This is a genomic window from Shewanella sp. 10N.286.51.B2, from assembly GCF_041469265.1.
In the GTDB taxonomy this organism is placed as follows: Bacteria; Pseudomonadota; Gammaproteobacteria; order Enterobacterales; family Shewanellaceae; genus Shewanella.
On sequence record NZ_JBFRKH010000043.1, the window covers coordinates 17234 to 36924 of the forward strand.

General features: G+C 42.3%; 10 protein-coding genes and 1 pseudogene. 6 read left to right on the forward strand and 5 right to left on the reverse strand.

Translation table 11 applies throughout. The features are described 5' to 3' along the window. Window positions 1–83 precede the first annotated feature (83 nt). Window positions 84–572 (reverse strand): annotated as a pseudogene (locus tag AB4140_RS11800) (hemerythrin domain-containing protein); the annotation flags it as partial. A 151-nt stretch (window positions 573–723) separates the two neighbouring features. Further along, entirely contained in the window at window positions 724–1884 is a 1161-nt protein-coding gene (locus AB4140_RS11805) for a Kelch repeat-containing protein (protein ID WP_372001043.1), read from the reverse strand. Between the two features lie 322 nt (window positions 1885–2206). Between AB4140_RS11805 and AB4140_RS11810 the strand changes: the two genes are divergently transcribed. Both AB4140_RS11810 and AB4140_RS11815 read left to right on the forward strand, forming a co-directional pair. Next, window positions 2207–2860, forward strand: a complete 654-nt coding sequence (locus AB4140_RS11810; protein ID WP_102440228.1) for a peptidase — start codon at window positions 2207–2209, stop codon at window positions 2858–2860. Continuing rightward, window positions 2857–3654 carry a PepSY domain-containing protein gene (locus AB4140_RS11815; RefSeq protein ID WP_102440227.1) on the forward strand — a complete coding sequence of 266 codons (798 nt, stop codon included), beginning with the start codon at window positions 2857–2859 and terminating at the stop codon, window positions 3652–3654. The genes AB4140_RS11810 and AB4140_RS11815 overlap by 4 nt, the downstream gene beginning before the upstream one ends. Before the next feature lie 121 nt (window positions 3655–3775). Here the strand turns inward: AB4140_RS11815 and AB4140_RS11820 are convergent, their stop codons facing one another. Beyond that, a complete protein-coding gene (locus tag AB4140_RS11820; RefSeq protein ID WP_372001046.1) occupies window positions 3776–8752 on the reverse strand; it encodes a S8 family serine peptidase in 4977 nt (1658 codons plus the stop codon). A gap of 536 nt (window positions 8753–9288) precedes the next feature. Here AB4140_RS11820 and AB4140_RS11825 point away from each other — a divergent pair. The 4 genes from AB4140_RS11825 (at window position 9289) to AB4140_RS11840 (ending at window position 17279) form a co-directional block, all read left to right on the forward strand. After that, window positions 9289–10242: a LysR family transcriptional regulator gene (locus AB4140_RS11825; protein WP_102519929.1), complete on the forward strand. Its 954-nt coding sequence runs from the start codon at window positions 9289–9291 to the stop codon at window positions 10240–10242. A 164-nt stretch (window positions 10243–10406) separates the two neighbouring features. Then, window positions 10407–11609 (forward strand): ABC transporter substrate-binding protein, encoded by a 1203-nt coding sequence (locus tag AB4140_RS11830; protein ID WP_372001048.1) that lies wholly within the window; start codon window positions 10407–10409, stop codon window positions 11607–11609. A 21-nt stretch (window positions 11610–11630) separates the two neighbouring features. Then, window positions 11631–14030, forward strand: a complete 2400-nt coding sequence (locus AB4140_RS11835) for an ATP-binding protein (RefSeq protein WP_372001050.1) — start codon at window positions 11631–11633, stop codon at window positions 14028–14030. Window positions 14031–14228: 198 nt separating this feature from the next. After that, a complete protein-coding gene (locus AB4140_RS11840; RefSeq protein WP_372001052.1) occupies window positions 14229–17279 on the forward strand; it encodes a UvrD-helicase domain-containing protein in 3051 nt (1016 codons plus the stop codon). Window positions 17280–17328: 49 nt separating this feature from the next. Here the strand turns inward: AB4140_RS11840 and ftsZ are convergent, their stop codons facing one another. Beyond that, window positions 17329–18486 (reverse strand): cell division protein FtsZ, encoded by a 1158-nt coding sequence (ftsZ, locus tag AB4140_RS11845; RefSeq protein WP_102476033.1) that lies wholly within the window; start codon window positions 18484–18486, stop codon window positions 17329–17331. A 53-nt stretch (window positions 18487–18539) separates the two neighbouring features. Further along, window positions 18540–19547 (reverse strand): YafY family protein, encoded by a 1008-nt coding sequence (locus tag AB4140_RS11850; RefSeq protein ID WP_102530748.1) that lies wholly within the window; start codon window positions 19545–19547, stop codon window positions 18540–18542. Window positions 19548–19691: the final 144 nt, after the last annotated feature.

Sequence of the window (19691 nt, forward strand, 5' to 3'; positions counted from 1 at the left end):
GGAGCAAGAACCATTAAACATGATGAATGTTAAATTGGAGCGAAAACAATGATGAAACTGGGATAAAACAAATCTGGCTCTATTTACAGTGCTAATGCCGCTGGAAATAACAGGTTATTTTCAATATTAATATGGGTCTGTAAGTCTGCATCAAACTCAGCAAGTGTCTTGTAACACTTCTGCCAAGTACTACAAGCGCCTTCAGGAGCTTGATAGTTTTGGGTTAATTCTCGTAATTGTTGCAAGATGGTGCCAGCATGGTCATGCTCGTGTTCCATGGCATTGATTGGGTTACCGATATGACCAAAGCACCCGTTCACTTCCAAGCCATCACCTAAACGTCTCATGGCAGGAAACAAAATTTGTTCTTCCTTCATAAGATGTGGCATTAAGTCTGAAACCAAGGCCTGTACAAGGTTAGCTAAAGGCTGAATTTCTGCATGGTCGCTAGCATGTGCTTGCACCATTCTTTGGGTGTATTCCACCAGTAAAGGCGCCGTTTCACGTACATATTGATGATGAGTCACTTCAATATAATCAATGAGTGATGCGAGGGGCAGTGCCTGTAATTGCTCAAAGCTTGAAGCTGTGGTCATGAATATTCCAAAGATGCATATAATTTACATGCATATTATATGCATCTTTAAGTTGCTCAATACAAGCACCATAAAAGTGTTATCTGGATCACGTTTTATGGCGCAATATGTCTCTTTATGAGTACTGCTATTGAGTGCAACCTTGATCAGTTTTTAGCGGTGAGCTCAACACAAGATTACTGACTTTTTGCTCGCTCACCATGCCGCCAATTCTTAGCAGCTTATCTTGATGACAAATGAGGCCGCGATGATCCATTGAGGGTGTTGCAAGCCTTATTGGGGTAAGCCAGCTGTTGCTAGCAAAGTCGAAGCTATATTGATATTGCTGTGGGGTACTGGGAGCGCCGTTATAACCGATACCACTATAATTGTATGGGTTGTCACTGCCACCAATAAAGATGGCGTAGCCTGCTTTGTTATTGTCTCTATCACTGTCTTTATTGCTATTTTTATTAGAGCCTACACCTGTTGCCGCCATTCTATAATGCGCAATAGCAGGCTTGTTCATGTCACTTTTTGCCGTCTTAGCAACAGAATAATGTGGCAGTAATTGCCAACTAATTCTTAAATGATTCTCTGGGTTCAGTTCACCATATAAACACACGGGTGATGATGCATAGCTGCGACGTTTACCTATATTAGCCTGAACTTTCACACCATCGCACAAGACAATTTTATTGTTAACCATGGCCACCGCTTGACCAAACACCGCCGGGGCAGGTATCGGACTTGCCTGAGACCAAGTATCGGTTTGAGTGTCATACACTTGCACTAAATTAACATTGCCGTCGTTGTGCCAACCACCAAATAAATATACATAGCGTTGTTGGTAAACACTGGCAGCCGTGTCATCAACAGCGACGGGCATGTCGGCAATACGTTGGTACTCATTAGCGCTGATGTCGAAACGGTAATTATCGACAGTGCTAATTTCTTCATGATTTTTAGCCACAGTGTAGCCACCAAAAACATAAGCTTGATCATCAACACCCACAGCTATAGAAGCTAATCTTCCAGCCAAAGGCGCGACAAAAGGAACATCTTTAATGGGCTGCCATTGGTTATTGGGACTCGATAAATCAAGCGCCCACGCTTTATTATGCACCGCGAGATAATCTTTTGCTTCAGCAAGCCCGGTAAAACTCAGTAAATACTGGGCATTATCTGTAGTGACTTTGGCGATGGCATTATTTGAAACTGACTCAGGCAAGGGCGTATAGGTTGCAAAAGCAATCGGTGCAGAAATGATTAATAAGATAGCCGAGTTGAGTTTTAAAGGCAGTTTCATGTAAATCCTTTTGTGGGTTAGCACTGTATTTATTAGTGTAGCGAGCAGTGTAATTATTCGTATGGTAAGCAGTATTTTTTTCGGTATATGCAAGCATACTTTACACAAAATAAAGTATCGAGCGAAGCCTTGATAAGAAAGTATCACAATTAAATTTCTATGAAAATTAAGGTGTTTCAGGTAATTTAGACGCTTATTATTTAGTGGAAATTAACTGTATTCGCACCATAAATTAAAATAATAACAAGGGTAACGACAAATTTTGATTATCCATAAATCATATAGAAAAATATTCTCAGCCCACTTTCTCCATCGGTGGCTAATGCTGGTGCTGGCGATTCCCATCATCATATGGAGCGTGACCGGTAGCTACTTTGTGTTGATGGATATTGGCTTTATTCGCAGTGATCATGTGGTTAGCAAAGTAGAAGTTATTGACCCTTCTCAAGTGCAATACTCGGTAGGTAACGTCTATCAAAATTACCCTAAAGCCCAGCAAATATCCCTTAAAAGCGTGCTTAGTAAAGCGGTTTATCAAGTCAATTTAACAGATGATAAGCTGCTCATCGATGCGCAAACGGGTCAGGTACTTGAACGCTTTAATGAGCAACAGGCACGTCAAATCGCAGCTTTATATTTACCATCGGTTTCAGCGACCCAATTAAGCTCCATTAGCCTTATCGAACACAATGCACCAGCTGAGTTATCTGCAAGGCATCTACCTGTGTGGCGAGCTGAGTTTGATGATATTGGCATGACAACCCTCTATATATCCGCTAAAAGTGGCGATGTGGTAACCCGCCGACATGAATACTGGCGCTTGTTTGACTTGTTTTGGAAGTGGCACATCATGGATTATAACGACGGTGAAGCCATTGATAATCAGTTACTCTTTTATACTTCAATAAGCGCATTTATCGCTGTTTTTTCTGGCCTGGTGTTAGTGTGGCAACGCCGAAAGAGGTATGTGAAATGAGTGCTAAATCGAGCGTGAGAACAAGTAAAATACCAGGCAAGAAAGCCAAGCGGTTACAGCATTTGATCCGAGTCTGGCATTACTGGGTAGGCGCGTTAGTTAGCCTACAATTTTTGATTTGGCTAGGGACTGGTATTTACTTTAATATCACCCCACACGAGGCGCTAAAAGGCATGGCATATAGTCATCATGCTGCCCATGAAGACTATAATTTCAATGCTGCAGAACTAATAACGGCAAAGCAAGTACTGACAAACCATCCGAATCAACAGCAATTAGCACTCATATCATTGGACAGCAATCCCGTGTATTTACTGACTGAAACCGCAATGCGTTATAAACATGAGTGTCAGCAGCAAACCTTAGTGAATGCCTATAGCGGTGAAGTGATTCATATTGACCTATCGTTAGCAACCACGCTGGCCATCGACAGTTATAGGGGGCCTGGCAGCGTTATCAGTGCTAATAAACTTAAGCCGCCGATTAGCGAGTGGCCTAAAGAATGCAATCCCTTATGGCAAATCAACATGGATGATGATCTTGAGACACGAATATACATCAATGCCATTAATGGCCAGTTAATTGGCCACAAAAATAGCGACACTGAACTGGCAGATTTGATGTTCAAATTACATTTTATGGATTACTTACATCAAGGCAGTTTCAATAATCCTTTCAGTTGGTTTTTTGGCTTAATGGGCTTGTTTTTATCACTGTCAGGTTTGTATTGGGTGGGAGAGAACTTAGTGAATAAGCGTTATAAATTAACGCGGTTCTTAAAGGTTAAAAGCTGAGTTTAAGTGTAGTTATTTTCATGGTTTAATAAAATCAAACTAAAAAGAAGGCCCTCATCAGAGGGCCTTTCTCATAGGTATTGTTTGCTTAACATGCCTATATAATCGTGAAGCTTAATATTTAGTGAAGCTTACGGCGACGACCAGCGAATAAACCTAGTACACCTAATGCTAAGAAGCCTAAGCTACCACCGCTTGATTTTTTCTCTTCAACAACAGGAACTTCAGGTGCTGGCGCTACAGGCTCTACGCCATCAGAGTTAACCGTTAGCTTAAAGCTGGTGGTTGCTTGATCAGACGGGTAAGCCATATCATGCACAGTTACAGATACCATGGTTTCACCAAACCAGTCAGCATCAGGGGTAATCGTGATGCTATCACCTTCAACTTTAGCAGTGATGTTATCACCTGCCACCATAATGCCATTGACTGTGCCTTTAAGGTCAGCATAGACAACATTCATTGTAAGAGAGCTATTCTCTTCAATTACTTGGTCTGTAAAACCTGCAACTTGAATATTACTTGCTGATGAAACCGTATGGGATACCGTCACTAACTCTGAATCAGCGTATTGACTGCTAACCTTTACTGCATTATCCATTCCAACAGCTGCAGCTGATACACGGGCAGAGAAGCTAACCGTTAATGCTGAGCTTTCAGGGCCTTGATAATCAGCACAAACTAGCATGCCTTCAGCCACTTTTTCATCAACGTTATTGTAGGCAAAACCGTCATTGTACCAACCACCGACAGGCTGGTAGGTGCCACGCTCACCGTAATAACCATGTAGACCAATTGAACCAAAATGATCGTTAGCCGTTTGCAGCGCTTGATAACCAAACATGATTTCATGGGCACCAGGGGCAAAATCTAACTTAGTTGAGATAATGGTTTCAACATCAAAGTAAGCTGATGCATCTGGGTTACGGTTACCGGTAAAGCGGTTATTAATTTCTGCACCACCTTTCCACTGGAACACATAATAATTATCAACCACAGCACCATATACTAGGTTAGTGACTGCGCCGATATCTTCACGGAATGCCACTTCTGGCATCATCACATCACCACGCCACAATGGGGCAACCATAGTGTCAGGGAAGCTTTGGAACACATCATTAAACTCATAATGGTAATTATAGAAATCTGGCATTTCGTCAAATTTCACATAACCAAATGGTGAGATTTCAAGTAAGTCATGCAGCATGTCTTGCTCTGCACCGTATAAAGGTACGTGAGGTAAATCATTCGCTGACATTGGAATACTCAAATATTGGTTAGAGTAGCCAGTAATGCCTAAATCAGAGAAACCAAACTCACTTGGTACATCCACAAAGGTGTCACTCGCGGCCTGCATTTGCGCAGGAATACGACACGTCGCATCCTCTAGACTCGTGGTAAACACATAGTGACGTGGGGTATCTAATGACGAAGGTTGCACAGTATTAAAGGCAATGGTATTACCATCAATTGTCATGTCTTCAGTGTATTGTGGTAAGCCAGAAACCTGAACGCTGTCTTCAATTAACTGGAAGCCTGAAGCGAGTTCAGTACTTAAGGTTAACTGACGCTCACCACCTAACAAGTTAGGCGCTAGGCTGACTTCAAACTCAACAATATCACCGGCCTTGGCACTAGTATGGCTTGCTTCAATTTCGGTGTCGCTACCGTCATGAATAAGCTGTACTGGGATATAACCTAAGTTATCATCGTTATAGCTGTCGCTACCAATTCCCACATAACCATAATAAACATCGCCCTCTACAGCATCAGCTAAATCATAGTTTAACTGTACGCGGTAAGGGTCCATGCCATTTGATGAATCTGGGCCAACGGCAGTCAGATTAGCGTCATCTTGATCACCGATGATAGCTAAAGCGAAGGTCATATTATCAGCAAGGTTAGCTGCATCTTCATAATCATACTTATAGTTAGAGCCATAAGCCCAGTAAGTTCCTGGAGTTGGATTATTGATCGCGCAGTAATCGTTGTTATCAATACGAGAATAACAAATGGCTTCTTCATTCCACTGGATTTCACCGTCGTTATTGACATCCATACCAATATCGATTGATGCATAAGCATTATAGTCAGCTTTAACCACTTCCCACACAATACGCTTAGTGCCTTCTGGTACGTCAAAGAAGTTAACCACTTGGCCATCATCAATACGTGATTGCGCGGTATTGTCTAAGTCGCGCACATCACTGCGCTGCATTTGCACATCAAAAATTTCAGCTTTAACTAAGCCATTAATGCGGCTATTAAAGGTTTGAATTTCTTCAGTGTTAATTTCAGGGGTTAAAATATGCCCTTGTTGACGGTGGATATTACCGACCACATTTTCAGGCATACTGGTACCACTGTAGCGAATGCTAACCGGTAAATGTTGCATTGGCATATCCGTGCTTGCTGGGGTAATAGTCACATCACCTAGTAAGCGTAGAGATGATGAATCTGCACCCGGTGCTTGCACTTCTAACACTGTTGCTGTGAGCATGATGGCTTGTGTTTCACCCTTGCTAAGACTAAATGTCTTAGGTGACACTTCAAGCGACAACATGTCAGCCCCTTCCATTGCTAACGCTTGTGCATCAACAGTCCAGTTGCCATCTGCGGTCGCTGTAAATGTACGCATCATGGTACAAGTACCGCTACAGCCTTCATTGTAAAAATATGGCACGTTGAGGGTATTGACTGTGCCGCCATTTTTAGGGTTAGCCGCGCGGTAATTATCACCGGTTTCGTCCATGATTAAACCCGCTTTAAATGCGCGAGCAACGTTAATCACGCCACTACCTGCATCACTAAAGCCTGCTGGCTCTAAATCAACAAAGGGGTAAGTTTCAACCGTGCGAGTCACTTCAGCTAAATTCGCAGTCATCATTAATGCTGACTGAATTTGTGCCGGTGTCCAACTTGGCTGTGCTTGCTTTAATAATGCCATTGCACCTGCAACATGAGGTGCTGCCATTGAAGTACCACTAATGGTGTTGTAGTCACCTGGAATACCAACACCAGAAAACGGCATTTCATCAGCCCATGCCGCATAAATATCAACACCAGGAGCGGCAAGGTTTGGTGACATGACTTCAGGGTTATCAAAGTTATGTCCACGAGATGAGAAGTCAGCTAACGCATTAGGCACACGTTCAGTCGTCACCACATTTGAAGCCGTGATGGTTAACTGATGATCACTGCCTTTAGATAACCAGCTTGATAAACCAAACCAGTTAGTTGAAGCATCACCATAATAACCACTATAAGGCAAGTGAATACCGGGGATCACATAAGGGTCGTTATTAACCGACTCTGTAGAGCTGGCGTTACGTAAAATAAAACCACCTGCACCGCCTTCGGCTACGTTAATGGCTTTTTGTACACGAGCGATATCACCACGCTTACAAACTACAATTGGCGCAGTGTCATATGGAATGCCTTCAGGAGAGTTATCAAAAAAGCCTGCTGGGAAGGCTTCATTACATTTTTCATATTCCCAGCCGTAGGCTTTTGCTTCAACCACAGGGCCTGTATAACCTTCGGTAATCCCGCCGCCAACAAGTTCTGGTAGCTCTTGCTCGCCGCCAGTTGCGCCAGTAAGCATTTTACCTTCAACACTAAACTCACGTGTATGAGTGGTTGCTGCAACAGAGGTCACCCAAGGGGATAAGTGATCAATTGCGCCGCGGCGTACATTTGCTTCAGAAGGGTCAAAAGAGTTACCCGCTGAGGCTGATACCGAAATACCGGCTTCTCGTGCTGCTAAAAAGGCCATCTCCATTGGGTCTTCCCATGGGAATGCGCCATAAGCAGTACCAATTGAGTAGTTAATCACATCTACGCCATCGGCGACTGCATCTTCAATACCCGCAAGTAATGCAGAACCAGGGCAGCCGGTATAATTATTAAAGCTGCCGTCACCTGGGTGACACACTTGGTACATAATGACGTTAGCGTGCGGCGCGACACCTGAAATACGCGGTAACATTAAGTCCGTTGGTTTGCCGTCACTGGTTACGCCAACATCAGGCACCATATAGGTACTATCTAATATGATATTACCGGCAGCGGTAGAGGCGGTGTGTGAACCATGGCCGTTGTAATCTTCGCCATTTGCAGGTCTTAATGGACCTTCGATTTCCCACCAGCCTTTATCAGGTTGAAAACTTTCATCGCTATAAGTGTCGGTAATCACAGGGTAAGAGCGCACACCAATAAGCTTGTCATTACACATGCTGGCAAACTCTTCTAGCTCACAATCACCAATGTAGCCATCATATCGTGCTGGTAATTGATGTACGTAGCCATCATCGCCTTGTGCTGCAAACGATTCATGGTCGGTGTTAATCCCGGTATCGAGCACGCCTACAACAATACCTTTACCGGTAAATTCTTCGCCAGTGACTTCACCGGTCCAAAACTTGTCAGCGCCGATATGCTGTGGACCCACATCAGTTTGTAATTGGTAGATGATTTCACGGGTCACACTGACAACACCAGATAAGCCGGCAACGCTTGCTGCTTGATCTTGAGTCATACGCATCGACATACCGTTAAAGGCAAGCTGATAGTTAGCGATAGTTTTAGTGTTACCTACCAAGCTGGTAATTTGCGAGCTTACGCTAGCTTGTTTTTCACTAAGGTAACTACGATATGATTGTACATCGGTACTATTGATATCAACTTTATCATGCAGCTGTGGGCTTAATGCCGCCGGGATTTTACTGGTTCGAGGAGTCGTAGCATTTAATCCAGCAACACCGCCTTGATATAATGAAACTGGCTTGTCAGATAACTGAATAATATAAGTTTGCTCACCTTCAACATCATCTTCATAAACAAAGGGAACTTTTTGATCAACACTTGAAATAGCACGATGAACATTACGTCCATTACTATTTCGAGTTTGTGTCACTACCTCTCCAGATAAACGATCTTTATTTTTATTGTCGTTATATTGCTTAATTGCATCGGTAATAACTATAGGCTTAATATTGGCCGAGTATGCACCATCAGCATTGGCGCTATCAGCACTCGCTCCGGCAGCACCCGCATAAATGGCCGCTAGGGTCATTATATGAACTTTGTTCAGTTTCATTGTCGTTTCTTCCGTTATTATTTGTGAATGCAAATTTTTAACAAATTTGTCACATGAATATTTAACGTGTAATTGCGTTAGCGGCCAATGCATTTTATGAATCAACTGATAGTTTTTGTGAAAAACAATAAAGGCTAGCGATCAAATAATAAAATAAATAAGCTTAAAAACCAATGGTTTGACTTTTTTTAGATAAAAATATCAGCTATATAAGAGATTAAATGGAGTGAATTGAGTTTACTTGGCGCCTATGGTGATACAAAGTGAAACAGTCACTACAGGGTGATTGTTGTGATTATTAGGCTAATTGAACTATCGCCATTAGCTTTACTAATAAAATAATAACAATGGTACATTTTTACTGCTAAATAGCGTTAAGTATCTTTATAGCTAGAGATAATAATTTATTTAATAGTTGGCTTAATAGTTAGTGTTTTATGTTATTTGATAAAGATTAGTTGGTGAACATTATTTTATAAATTTTAGCACGAAAATATTAATTTAAATAATTCAGTTTAAATATAAGTAGGATTGATATGGAATTACGTCACATTAAATACTTTGTTGTATTGGCTGAATTAAAACACTTTCATAAAGCTGCCGCAGAGTTAAATATTACTCAGCCGTCACTATCCAAAAGCTTGCAAAAACTCGAATTATTAGTTGGTGGTAAGCTATTTCAGCGCGACTCTAAAAATATGACGCTAACCCCTTTGGGGGAAATGGTATTAGCTCATAGCCAAAACATTGTAAAGCAGCACGATAAACTAAAACGCGATATCGCCAGCTTTCATGGTGAAAATGAGCATGAAATTAGCATTGGCGCCAGCCCTATTCCATCAAACTGTTTAGTGGGCCCTATATTGGGGCAGTTTATTCAGGCTTGTCCCAAAATGACCATTGATTTTAAAGTGGATCATTGGCAATCATTAACAGAGCTGTTACTTCAAGGAAAGTTGGATTTGTTTGTTGCGGAAGCCAAAGTGACTGAGCTTGAAGATAACCCATTACTTCACTTACAAGCGCTGCCACCATTTCCGGTGATATTTTGTTGTCGTCCTGATCACCCGCTTACTAAGCTGCCGAGATTATATTTAGCGACATTTAGAGATTATCCTTTGGCGATCCCATTGAAATTGCCCATTACCATCGCCAATCAATTTGAAGACTTATTTCAATTACAAAGAGATGATTTTGCCGGTTTAATTCGTTTTGATCAGCTTCACTCAATTAAAGACGCTATTTTTCATTCAGATTTAGTAGTGCTAACTCCAGAAATAGCAGTACGTGATGAATTATTAGCGGGCACCTTGGTGCAGCTTAGCCCGCAATTGATGCCGAAACTGAATGCTAAGTTCAGTATTGTTAGCCTAGCAGAAAACCAACAAAGCCAATCGATTAAGGTGTTTAGCGAGTTTATTGTGCAGCGAGCTAACTCAGTTAAGGACTCAGTTAATGAGCTTGAAAACTTAGATATACAAATTGCGTAAGGCTGAAAAGTAGGGCAAACCTAACGAGTATCAAACTAACTTAGCTTGGCATGACTGCGTTACTGGCACAAATAGCATTACAATTTATATGGTTATTTTCAGAGGGTAGGCTATAACTAAGATGCTTGACTAAAATTGCCGCATGCCAACCAAGGATTGTCAGTATGCTTAAAATTGTATTTTTGCTTCTATTATTTAGTTATTCCCTCGAGATACTCGCCTCTCCTAAGTTTTTTAAAGTTTACTTTGATGCCGATAGAACGGGTCATATTGAATCGTCATTAGCAATTGAACAGGGTTTTAAAGTCGCATTTGAACAGGCAGATAATAAACTTGGTGGCCTTGGTGTGGAATTTGTCACCTTAGATCATCGAGGTAATGTCGGCAGAAGCAAAAAGAATATGGACCGTTTTTTGAAAGATCCTAATGGGATAGTGTTTATAGGCGGTCTGCATTCCCCGCCATTAATAAAATATCGAGATTTTATTAATGAGTCACAATTGCTCACCCTTGTCCCTTGGGCTGCTGGTGGACCAATTACTCGATACCCCTCAAAAGATAATTTTGTTTTTCGGCTTTCGGTAGATGATCAAAAAGTTGGCAAGCACTTAGTTGATTTTGCGATGCAAAAACAATGTAAAAAACCACACATGATGCTCGAAAATACCGCTTGGGGTAAATCTAATTATCGCAGTATGACTTCTGCCCTTGAGGCTTATGGCATGACTGAAGTGGGGGAAACTTGGTTTGCTTGGGGGATAAACCCAGCGCAAGCAAGATTATTATTAGCAACCGCCCAAAAAGAACAAGTTGACTGCTTATTTATGGTCGCAGGGTCTACAGAAGGGGCGTTAATCGTAGCCGCTGTGGCTGAGCTGGGTTTGGATATTTCAATATACAGTCACTGGGGGATTACCGGTGGGGATTTTGCCACTGTGGTGCCATTTGAGATCCGCAATAAAGCAAATTTACACTTCATACAATCATGCTTTAATTTTTATAGCTCAGAGGTAACTGATTTTAATCAGCAGGTTTTTAATGATGCTAAAGCTATGTTTCCAGAGCAGTTTGTTGATAAAAACATCAAATCGCCGGCAGGCTTTGTTCATGGTTATGATCTCGGTAAAATTTTTATCGCAGCCGCCAATAATGTCAGTTTTACTGACAATATAGTCACTAATCGCATCGCAATGAAGCAGGCACTGGAGTCGATGACAGCGCCGGTTGACGGATTAATAAAACAATATCAGGCACCATTTAGTGTATTTAGCCATAGCGCCCCAGATGCCCATGAGGCGCTAGATGAAAACGATTTATGTATGGCGATATACGATGATATTAATGCGGTTAAATTGATTGAGCAGTAAGCCTAAGGCGTCGAATTTATTATGTGGTTTGATAAAAAAAATGGAATGCATTTATTTTCGCTGTTTATTTTGTTGGGGGCCATTACCTTTATGGCGTCCAGTTATATTTTTGTGTCCAATCAGGCCGCTGAAACTGCAAAACTCATCAATGAAGAGAATTTAAAAGGTAAATTTTCTGCAATTGAACAATACGTTGCCGAGTTCATCGGCGCCCATGAAAGGGATGTTAATAAAATATCCACTTACCCTGATGTTATCAGCGCGACGCTAGAAGGTGTTGTTGATAAACATACCTTACATGACCAACTATCACTGATAAAACCACATGATGTAGATACTTTTGTGAACCTGTATGACTTTGCTGGCGAGGGCATTTATCTTGAGTTTGAGCTTGGGGAGCAACTAAGACATTACCTGGTTGAGGGGATTAATGATGAGTCAATTCTTAATGATAACAACTATATCTTTTTTAACGAGCGTGGCCAAGATTACTTATTAATCACTGAGCCGATACGATATCACGCATTAGCTGAGGGCTTGACTGCTTATATTATCCAGTTAAATGACTCGCAATTAATAGGTCGATTAATTGCAGATAAAAATCATTGGTTTGGGATCAGACAAGACAGGTTTAACTGGGCTATGTCTCCCCAGGGTGGCTGGCAGACTCAAGCGAAAATGATCCCCCAATTTGATATTTATCTTCTGTATGCATCATCGCCACAATTTGTTGAAAAAATAGAGTCAGACTTCTTACGAAGCTTATTTCTTAGAATGCTGCTTGCTACCAGTATGACCATTTTACTCTTGTATTTTTTGGGTAGAAAAATCTTAGTATCCCCCTTTCAGTCATTAGCTCGCTCACAGCAATTACTTGAGCAACAGGCGGAAAATTTAAAAAATAAAGAGGCTGAATCAACTCGACTTGCGCGGGTTGTCAAATATATGCGAGATGCGGTGGTATTTACCGATCCTGATATCAAAATAATTTGGGTCAATGGTGCATTTGAGAAGATGACAGGCTATAAAAAACATGAAGTGTTGGGCATGAAACCCGCAGATTTACTGCAAGGGCCAAAGACTAGCAAAGTAACGGCTCGTAAAATTGGTGAGCTAATAAAAAATAGAGGCTTTGGTACTTTTGAGATAATTAACTACACCAAGAGTAACGAAGCCTATTGGTTAGAGGTGCAAATTGGGCCGCTGTATGATGATTCAGGTGAGCTAGAAGGTTTTATGGCGGTTGAGCGTGATATTACTGAGCGCAAAGAATTGGAAGACTCGTTAAAACTCACTGCCAAAAAAGCCGATGCCGCAAATATCTCAAAATCGCAGTTTTTAGCATCAATGAGTCATGAGCTTCGCACTCCAATGAATGGCGTGTTAGGTATGACAGAACTGATTAAAGACACTTCTCTTAATGTTGAACAAGAAGAGATGGTCAATACCTTATTGAGATCAGGAAAGCACATGCTATCTGTGCTCAATGATATTTTGGATTTTTCAAAAATTGAAGCGGGGAAATTAACCTTAAATTTAACCCGTTTTACCATCAACGAACTCAAGTCGGAAGTTGAACCGATTTATAAAGCCTTGTGCGATGAAAAAGGCTTGGCATTTAGCTTTGAGTCGGCAGGCGAGCAAGATAAAGTTTGTGTCGCTGATAAGATCCGAATTCAACAAATACTACAAAACTTGCTCAATAATGCGTGGAAGTTTACCCCTCAAGGCCATATTGCCGCGTCAATTAACGTCATCAATAATGAGGCTGAGCCGTTATTAGAAATTATTGTGTCTGATAGCGGTATTGGTATTAATAAAGATAAACAAGATTATGTTTTTCAGGCATTCTCTCAAGCTGAAGCGGATACCACCCGTCGGTTTGGCGGCACTGGGCTGGGGCTGGCGATTATCTCTGAGCTGGTGAATGTTATGGGAGGTAGCATAGAACTCAATAGTGAGCTGGGGGTAGGTAGCCAGTTTAGAGTGAGTATACCGATTAAATTAGATGCCAAACCGCAACAGGTCACAGGTCATCATAGCTCTATGTTTGATGGCTCAGGTTTAAAAGTGCTTATTGTTGAAGATAATAAAATCAATGTAAAAGTGATGAAGATGTTCCTCAACAAACGCGGCTTTGATTGTGAGGTCGCTGAAAACGGTCAAATTGGTGTCGATAAAGTGCAAGCAACACACTTTGACTTGGTGATCATGGATAATCATATGCCGGTGATGGACGGCATTGCCGCGACCAAGGCAATTAAAGCGTTAAACTTGGCTAATGAGCCGTTAATTATTGGCTGTACCGCAGATGCTTTTGAGCAAACCCGTATCGATATGATCAGCATGGGGTGTACTGAGGTTGTCACTAAGCCTATTCATAGCTCTAAATTAGACGAGATCTTAATCGCTATCTTTTGAGCTTACTCATAGCGATAGCCCGCAAGCCTGCTTACATAAAACGCCTGTCTATCTCATTAACCCCAGTTGCGGTTAACTCAATTGCCCATCGCTAAATCATTAGCAGATAAAGATCATGCTTAGGCGCTTAAGATTAAGCTATAGTGACGCCTAAATATCAATAGTTTGCTGTTCAGCCATTAAGTCGTAGGTTGTAAATTGTTACCAGAAAAATTTAAAAAATCAGAAAAAACGATCAAGCATAGTTGGTTTGGGCGCCTGTATTTAGGCGCTGCAGATGCCATTAAATTATCGGCTAATGGCATTGAGTTTCGTGCTCAGCAAGGTCGTTTATTTAGGCATTGGTTTACAGTAAAACCTGTACCTCAGCTGCAACAATTTACTTGGCAGCAACTGGTTGCGCCAGCCGAGTTTACCCCAAGCTTTTTAGGCAGTTTGCTTCGATTTCAAGCCCAAGGCCAGTTTTATCAGGTGCCATTTCTGGGATATTTTTCTAACCCCAAATTTAAACAAGACATTGAACAATATTGGGCGCAAGCTCATGAGCAGCAGCTGTGTGAGTTAGTTGCCCGCATTGAGCATACCTTAGCGAATAAGTATTTACGTCAGTCGTTACTTGGGCAAATGCAGCCTCGCATTAAACGTGAATATCGCCGCTGGTTTCCATGGTGTAAATCGGCGGGGTTATCGGTAACGCTTAACGCTGCGTTAGTGAAATTATCTGGCTTTTATCATTGGAATAACGCCAAGATAGCGCAAATTCGTTCGGCTTATGTTGACAGGCAATTAGTCAAATATGCAGACTTTTTTGATAATGTTGAATCAAAGCCATTAACCGATAAACAGCGCCGCGCTTGCGTTATAGATGATGATAACAATTTATTACTGGCAGGGGCTGGCACCGGTAAAACCAGTGTAATGGTGGGGCGTGCAGGCTATTTAGTTGCCAGCGGTCAAGCGCAAGCAGCGGATATTTTATTGTTAGCTTACGGCCGCAAAGCCGCTGATGAAATGGATGACCGCATCAAACAAAAACTGGCCACAGATGCAATAAAAGCCAGCACCTTTCACAGCCTTGGTTTAAGGATTATTGCAGCAGTGGAAGGCAAGCAGCCCAGTTTGTCACCATTGGCAGAAGATGACCAAGCCAAAGAGAAATGGTTACAACTCCAGCTTGATTACTTGCTTAAAGATGAGGTTTTCCGCAAACGGCTGTGTGAGTTTTTTAGCCAATATTATTATGTGGAAAAAAGCCCATTTGATTTTGAATCCGAAGGCGAGTACTTCCAATACTTAACTGACAATGATATTCGCACGCTTAAAGGCGAGCGGGTTAAGAGTTTCGGCGAACTGTATATTGCTAACTGGCTATTTAAAAACGGCATTGAATATCGCTATGAAGCCAAGTATGAGCATGATGTTAGTAGTGTTGATTTTCGCCAGTACCAGCCTGATTTTTACCTGCCAGAATATGATGTTTATATTGAATATTACGGCATTGATGAGGCTAATAATACCGCCAGTTATATCGATAATCAGGCTTATCTTGAGTCGATACAGTGGAAACGCGAGTTACATCAACAGCATGATACTGCCTGTATTGAGCTATTTTACTATCAGCATAAAAAGGGCCAGTTAACGGCAGAATTGCAACAGGCATTAACGGCATTTGAACTGCAATATGCGCCGCTGCCCGATGACGCGATACTGGCAACCCTTAATGAGCTTGGGCGGGTGACTGAATTAGCCAAATTATTTAGTCAGCTTATTGGTTTATACAAAGCGGCTTGCCTTGATAATAAAGGCCTAGACAAGCTATTTAATCAAGCTACTGATCCCAAGCAAAGCCGTAAGGCATTTGAATTGCTCCAGCCCATATTAACCGCTTACCAACAGCAGTTAGCTGCAAATGGCGATATCGATTTTGAAGACATGATTGCCAAGGCGCTTAACTATATACAAACAGGGCAATTCATTAGCCCGTGGCGTTATATTATGGTGGATGAATTTCAAGATATCTCCGAGCCTAGAGCGCGTTTAGTTAAAGCATTAACACAGGCTTACTCAGCACAGAGTAAAACCACAGCCTCATTATTTTGTGTTGGCGATGACTGGCAGGCTATTTATCGTTTTAGTGGCGCAGATGTCAGCCTAACGACCCATTTTAGTGACTATTTTGGCGCAGCTGCGACAAGCTATCTTGACCAAACATTTAGATTTAATAGCAGCATTGGCGATGTTGCTACCCAGTTTGTCACTCAAAATCCGGCGCAGCTTAAAAAACAGATTCGCTCCAACGTGACAGTGACCCAAGCGGCGGTATCAGTGATTAAGCGCGGCGAACATGAAGCCGCCACAGCTGACAACCCAAGCCCTAATGCGTTAGCGCAAGCATTGTCGGCGATTAGTGCTAGGGTCAATAAGCTTAAAGCTGGCGCAAAGCAACCGACAGTGTACTTACTGGCCCGCTTTTGGTTTCAGCTGCCAGATAGTAATGCCCTAAGACTACTGAATCAGCAATACTCCAATATAACCATTGAGTGTCAGTCCTTTCATGGCGCTAAAGGTAAAGAGGCTGACTATGTGGTAATCATGGGAATGAAAACCGGCCAGCATGGCTTTCCATCAAATAAAATCATCCCGCCTTTGTTAGATGCCTTTTTAGCAAAAGAAGAAGACTTTAAGTACGCTGAAGAGCGACGGTTATTTTATGTGGCGTTAACCCGTGCTAAGCATCGCGCCTATGTACTGGCTGATATGACTGATGTCAGCCCGTTTGTCACAGAGCTTATTCAAGATGGTTATGCCATTGAGCAAGCAGAATTTACGACCTCTATAGTGCAAAGGCTGTTTGAAGATATTAACTGTGTTCGCTGCACCACAGGAGTATTAAAGCAAAGAACCGGTAACTTTAAATCATTCTATTCCTGTTGCCACTTTCCTTTGTGCGACCACAAAGAAGAAGGCTGCGAGCTTTGTGCAAGCCCCATGACCCGTAAACGCTTTGCAGGCTTTAAAGTCTGTCTTAATGATCAATGCGCCCATACCACACCGTTATGCAGCGTTTGCGGCGCAGATATGGTGCTAAGAAAAAGCGCTCGGGGGGAATTCTGGGGCTGTAAAAATTATCGTGGTAGTCATCGTCAAAGTAGCAAGGCTAACAGCAGGCAAAGTTGCACCCATGCAGTTGATAAAGCCAAGTTAGTACTGCCGAAGTCGATCGACTTGAAAGGAGTGAGCCTTCTCTGATGCTATCAAAGATATAGCAGCAGCTAGCGGCTCACCCTAGGGGCCGATATTATTGCCCTGCTGTTTTTTGATTTAAGTTACGGGTATAAGTCGGGACATCGAGCTCAGCTAAGCAATGATTATCATCGTTACTGCCTACAGACTTTTCTTTTAGAAAATCGTGAAGATTAAGCAGCTCTACTGATGCAAAGCGGTCTGTTGAAGGCGGTACTTTAGCATCATCCATAATGATTACTGATTGGTCGGTTGTGGCTTGAATACCGGTGGCAATCACCATCAATTCCAGCTCGCAATCCAGCTCAGGCACTATGGTTAATCCAATTATCACCAATGCACTAGGGTCGAGTTGCTGCTGCAGGGTTTCGCCAATCATATTATATTGGCTGAGCTCAATATTTTCAGATGCCATCACACTGACAATCGCTCCTTTGGCATGAGTCAGCTCAACGTCTTCCAGTAATGGATTTTTAAGGGCGCTATTAATCGTCACTTGGATATCTGCACCTGGCATTTGCTTCGCCACTCCCATAGCGGCTCGTCCATGGTGATTTACCACCGCAATGAAATCATTGAGATCGATATTAATCAAACCTGATTGGCTAATGGTGGTGGTTAACCCCAGCAATACATCTTGCAAAATACGGTTACTTTCAAAAAAGGCGTTAACTAGGCTGACTTTCTTATCCAGAGTTTTAGCCAGTTTGTCATTAGGTAACACGATTACAGCATTGGCGTGCTGCATTAATTTATCGACGCCTTTATTGGCCAGAAGATTCCTTTGCTGGCCTTCAAAACTAAAAGGGGTGGTAACCACGGCAATTAATGGTTTATTTAGCGCTGCGGCGACTGAAGCCATGAACGGGATGGCGCCAGTGCCAGTGCCGCCGCCCATACCGCCAGTAATAAAAATGATGTCGGCGAGTTCAATAAGCTCTTTTATTTGTGCTTCAGACTCCTGCGCAGCAGCTTGACCTTTTTCGGGCTTAGCGCCCGCACCTAATCCTTTAGTGGCTTCAATGCCAATTTGTAATCGAGTGCTAGATTGAGAGGCCTGCAGTGATTGTGCATCAGTATTGACGGCAATCAGCAGGACGTTGTCATTGAATGGAGATTGGCTAAGTTGATTTATGGTATTGCAGCCGCAGCCTCCCACACCGAAAACGGCAATGCGAGGTGATGGGCTGTTTTGCGTCAGTAAGTCAAACATCGATTCATCTCCTTGAAGTTATGCTATGCAGGGTAACTTAAGGATGCGACAGCCTAAGACGCAGCATTTTGGTAGCGCGCATTGACCTTGTTAATTAATCGAGTGAAATGGGCTCTTAATTTGGCCGGTGCTAGCACTTCGACATTGTCAGCCATGCTCCACAACAATGTTCTTAATCCTGAGGTGTCTTCAACGGTTGCTTCAACCAGATAGCGTTTATCTTCTAACTGCTTAACAGTTTGATTGTCACTGAGCTTGGCATTGCGCATGATAAAGTTTGCTGATGCAGAAAAAAGCAATTCAATATCAATCAACTCCGCTTGGTTTTCCATTTTTCTACGGGCAATATTAGCTTCACTTCGAGTAATGGAAGGGGTGTCCAGCACTCGCACATTACGTAGTAAGTCGATGGATTTGGCAAAAAGTTTTGGCTCAACCGTGCCAATGGTAAAGGTCAGTAGTGCGACACCATCTGATATTTGTATACCTTCAGGATTAATGGGCGTGTAATCAAGCCAATAGCTTTTCCCTTGGATCACTCGCTTTATTTGGCAGGCAATCTGGCGCTTGTTAAGCAGTGCCGATTGCACAGCTTCAAATATTTGTGGATCTTGCTGCTCAATTATAAAAGGAAAAGGTTTAGGTAACTGCGCCACGCGGCAGGCCCAGTAAAGCCAAGGGTTATCAGGATCATTTCCTAATATTTGATCTGCACGGTCAAAATAAGGGGTCAACTGCTTAAGGCTTTGGGGAGGCAGCAGTTGGCTAGCACTGTGCTTTAGGGTGTAAAATGCCAATGCCATGTGATTATCCATCAAGGTCAAGTTAAGACCACGCCAACAGGCGGCAATCGACCAGCCAAAAGGCTTGCTTCTGTCATCGAGCACTATGCCAAACAGCCCCATGTCGTACATGGCTTTTAATTCCCGCTGCACGGTTCTTAATCCAATATCAAAATCACGACTTTGCAGTCTTGCAGTGATGTCATTAGCGGTAATGCGCCTTGGATGAGCAGGTATTTGTTCCAGCATGGCAATTTGGCGTTGGATATTGATTTGCATCGATGTTCTCCCGATTATCTATGCCATGAGCATAATACTACCCTGCGACAGAATCTGACGCACTAAGCATTTTTTGTATCATTATCTGATATTTAACCATGAGTAAAAGTTAAAGTTTTAGCTTGGGAATTACGTTGAAGGAAA

Excerpts from the sequence above, each read along its gene's own strand:
- AB4140_RS11805 (WP_372001043.1), bottom strand. The coding sequence starts at position 1,884 with ATGAAACTGCCTTTAAAACTCAACTCGGCTATCTTATTAATCATTTCT.
- AB4140_RS11810 (WP_102440228.1), top strand. The coding sequence starts at position 2,207 with ATGCTGGTGCTGGCGATTCCCATCATCATATGGAGCGTGACCGGTAGC.
- AB4140_RS11815 (WP_102440227.1), top strand. The coding sequence starts at position 2,857 with ATGAGTGCTAAATCGAGCGTGAGAACAAGTAAAATACCAGGCAAGAAA.
- AB4140_RS11820 (WP_372001046.1), bottom strand. The coding sequence starts at position 8,752 with ATGAAACTGAACAAAGTTCATATAATGACCCTAGCGGCCATTTATGCG.
- AB4140_RS11825 (WP_102519929.1), top strand. The coding sequence starts at position 9,289 with ATGGAATTACGTCACATTAAATACTTTGTTGTATTGGCTGAATTAAAA.
- AB4140_RS11830 (WP_372001048.1), top strand. The coding sequence starts at position 10,407 with ATGCTTAAAATTGTATTTTTGCTTCTATTATTTAGTTATTCCCTCGAG.
- AB4140_RS11835 (WP_372001050.1), top strand. The coding sequence starts at position 11,631 with ATGTGGTTTGATAAAAAAAATGGAATGCATTTATTTTCGCTGTTTATT.
- ftsZ (WP_102476033.1), bottom strand. The coding sequence starts at position 18,486 with ATGTTTGACTTACTGACGCAAAACAGCCCATCACCTCGCATTGCCGTT.
- AB4140_RS11850 (WP_102530748.1), bottom strand. The coding sequence starts at position 19,547 with ATGCAAATCAATATCCAACGCCAAATTGCCATGCTGGAACAAATACCT.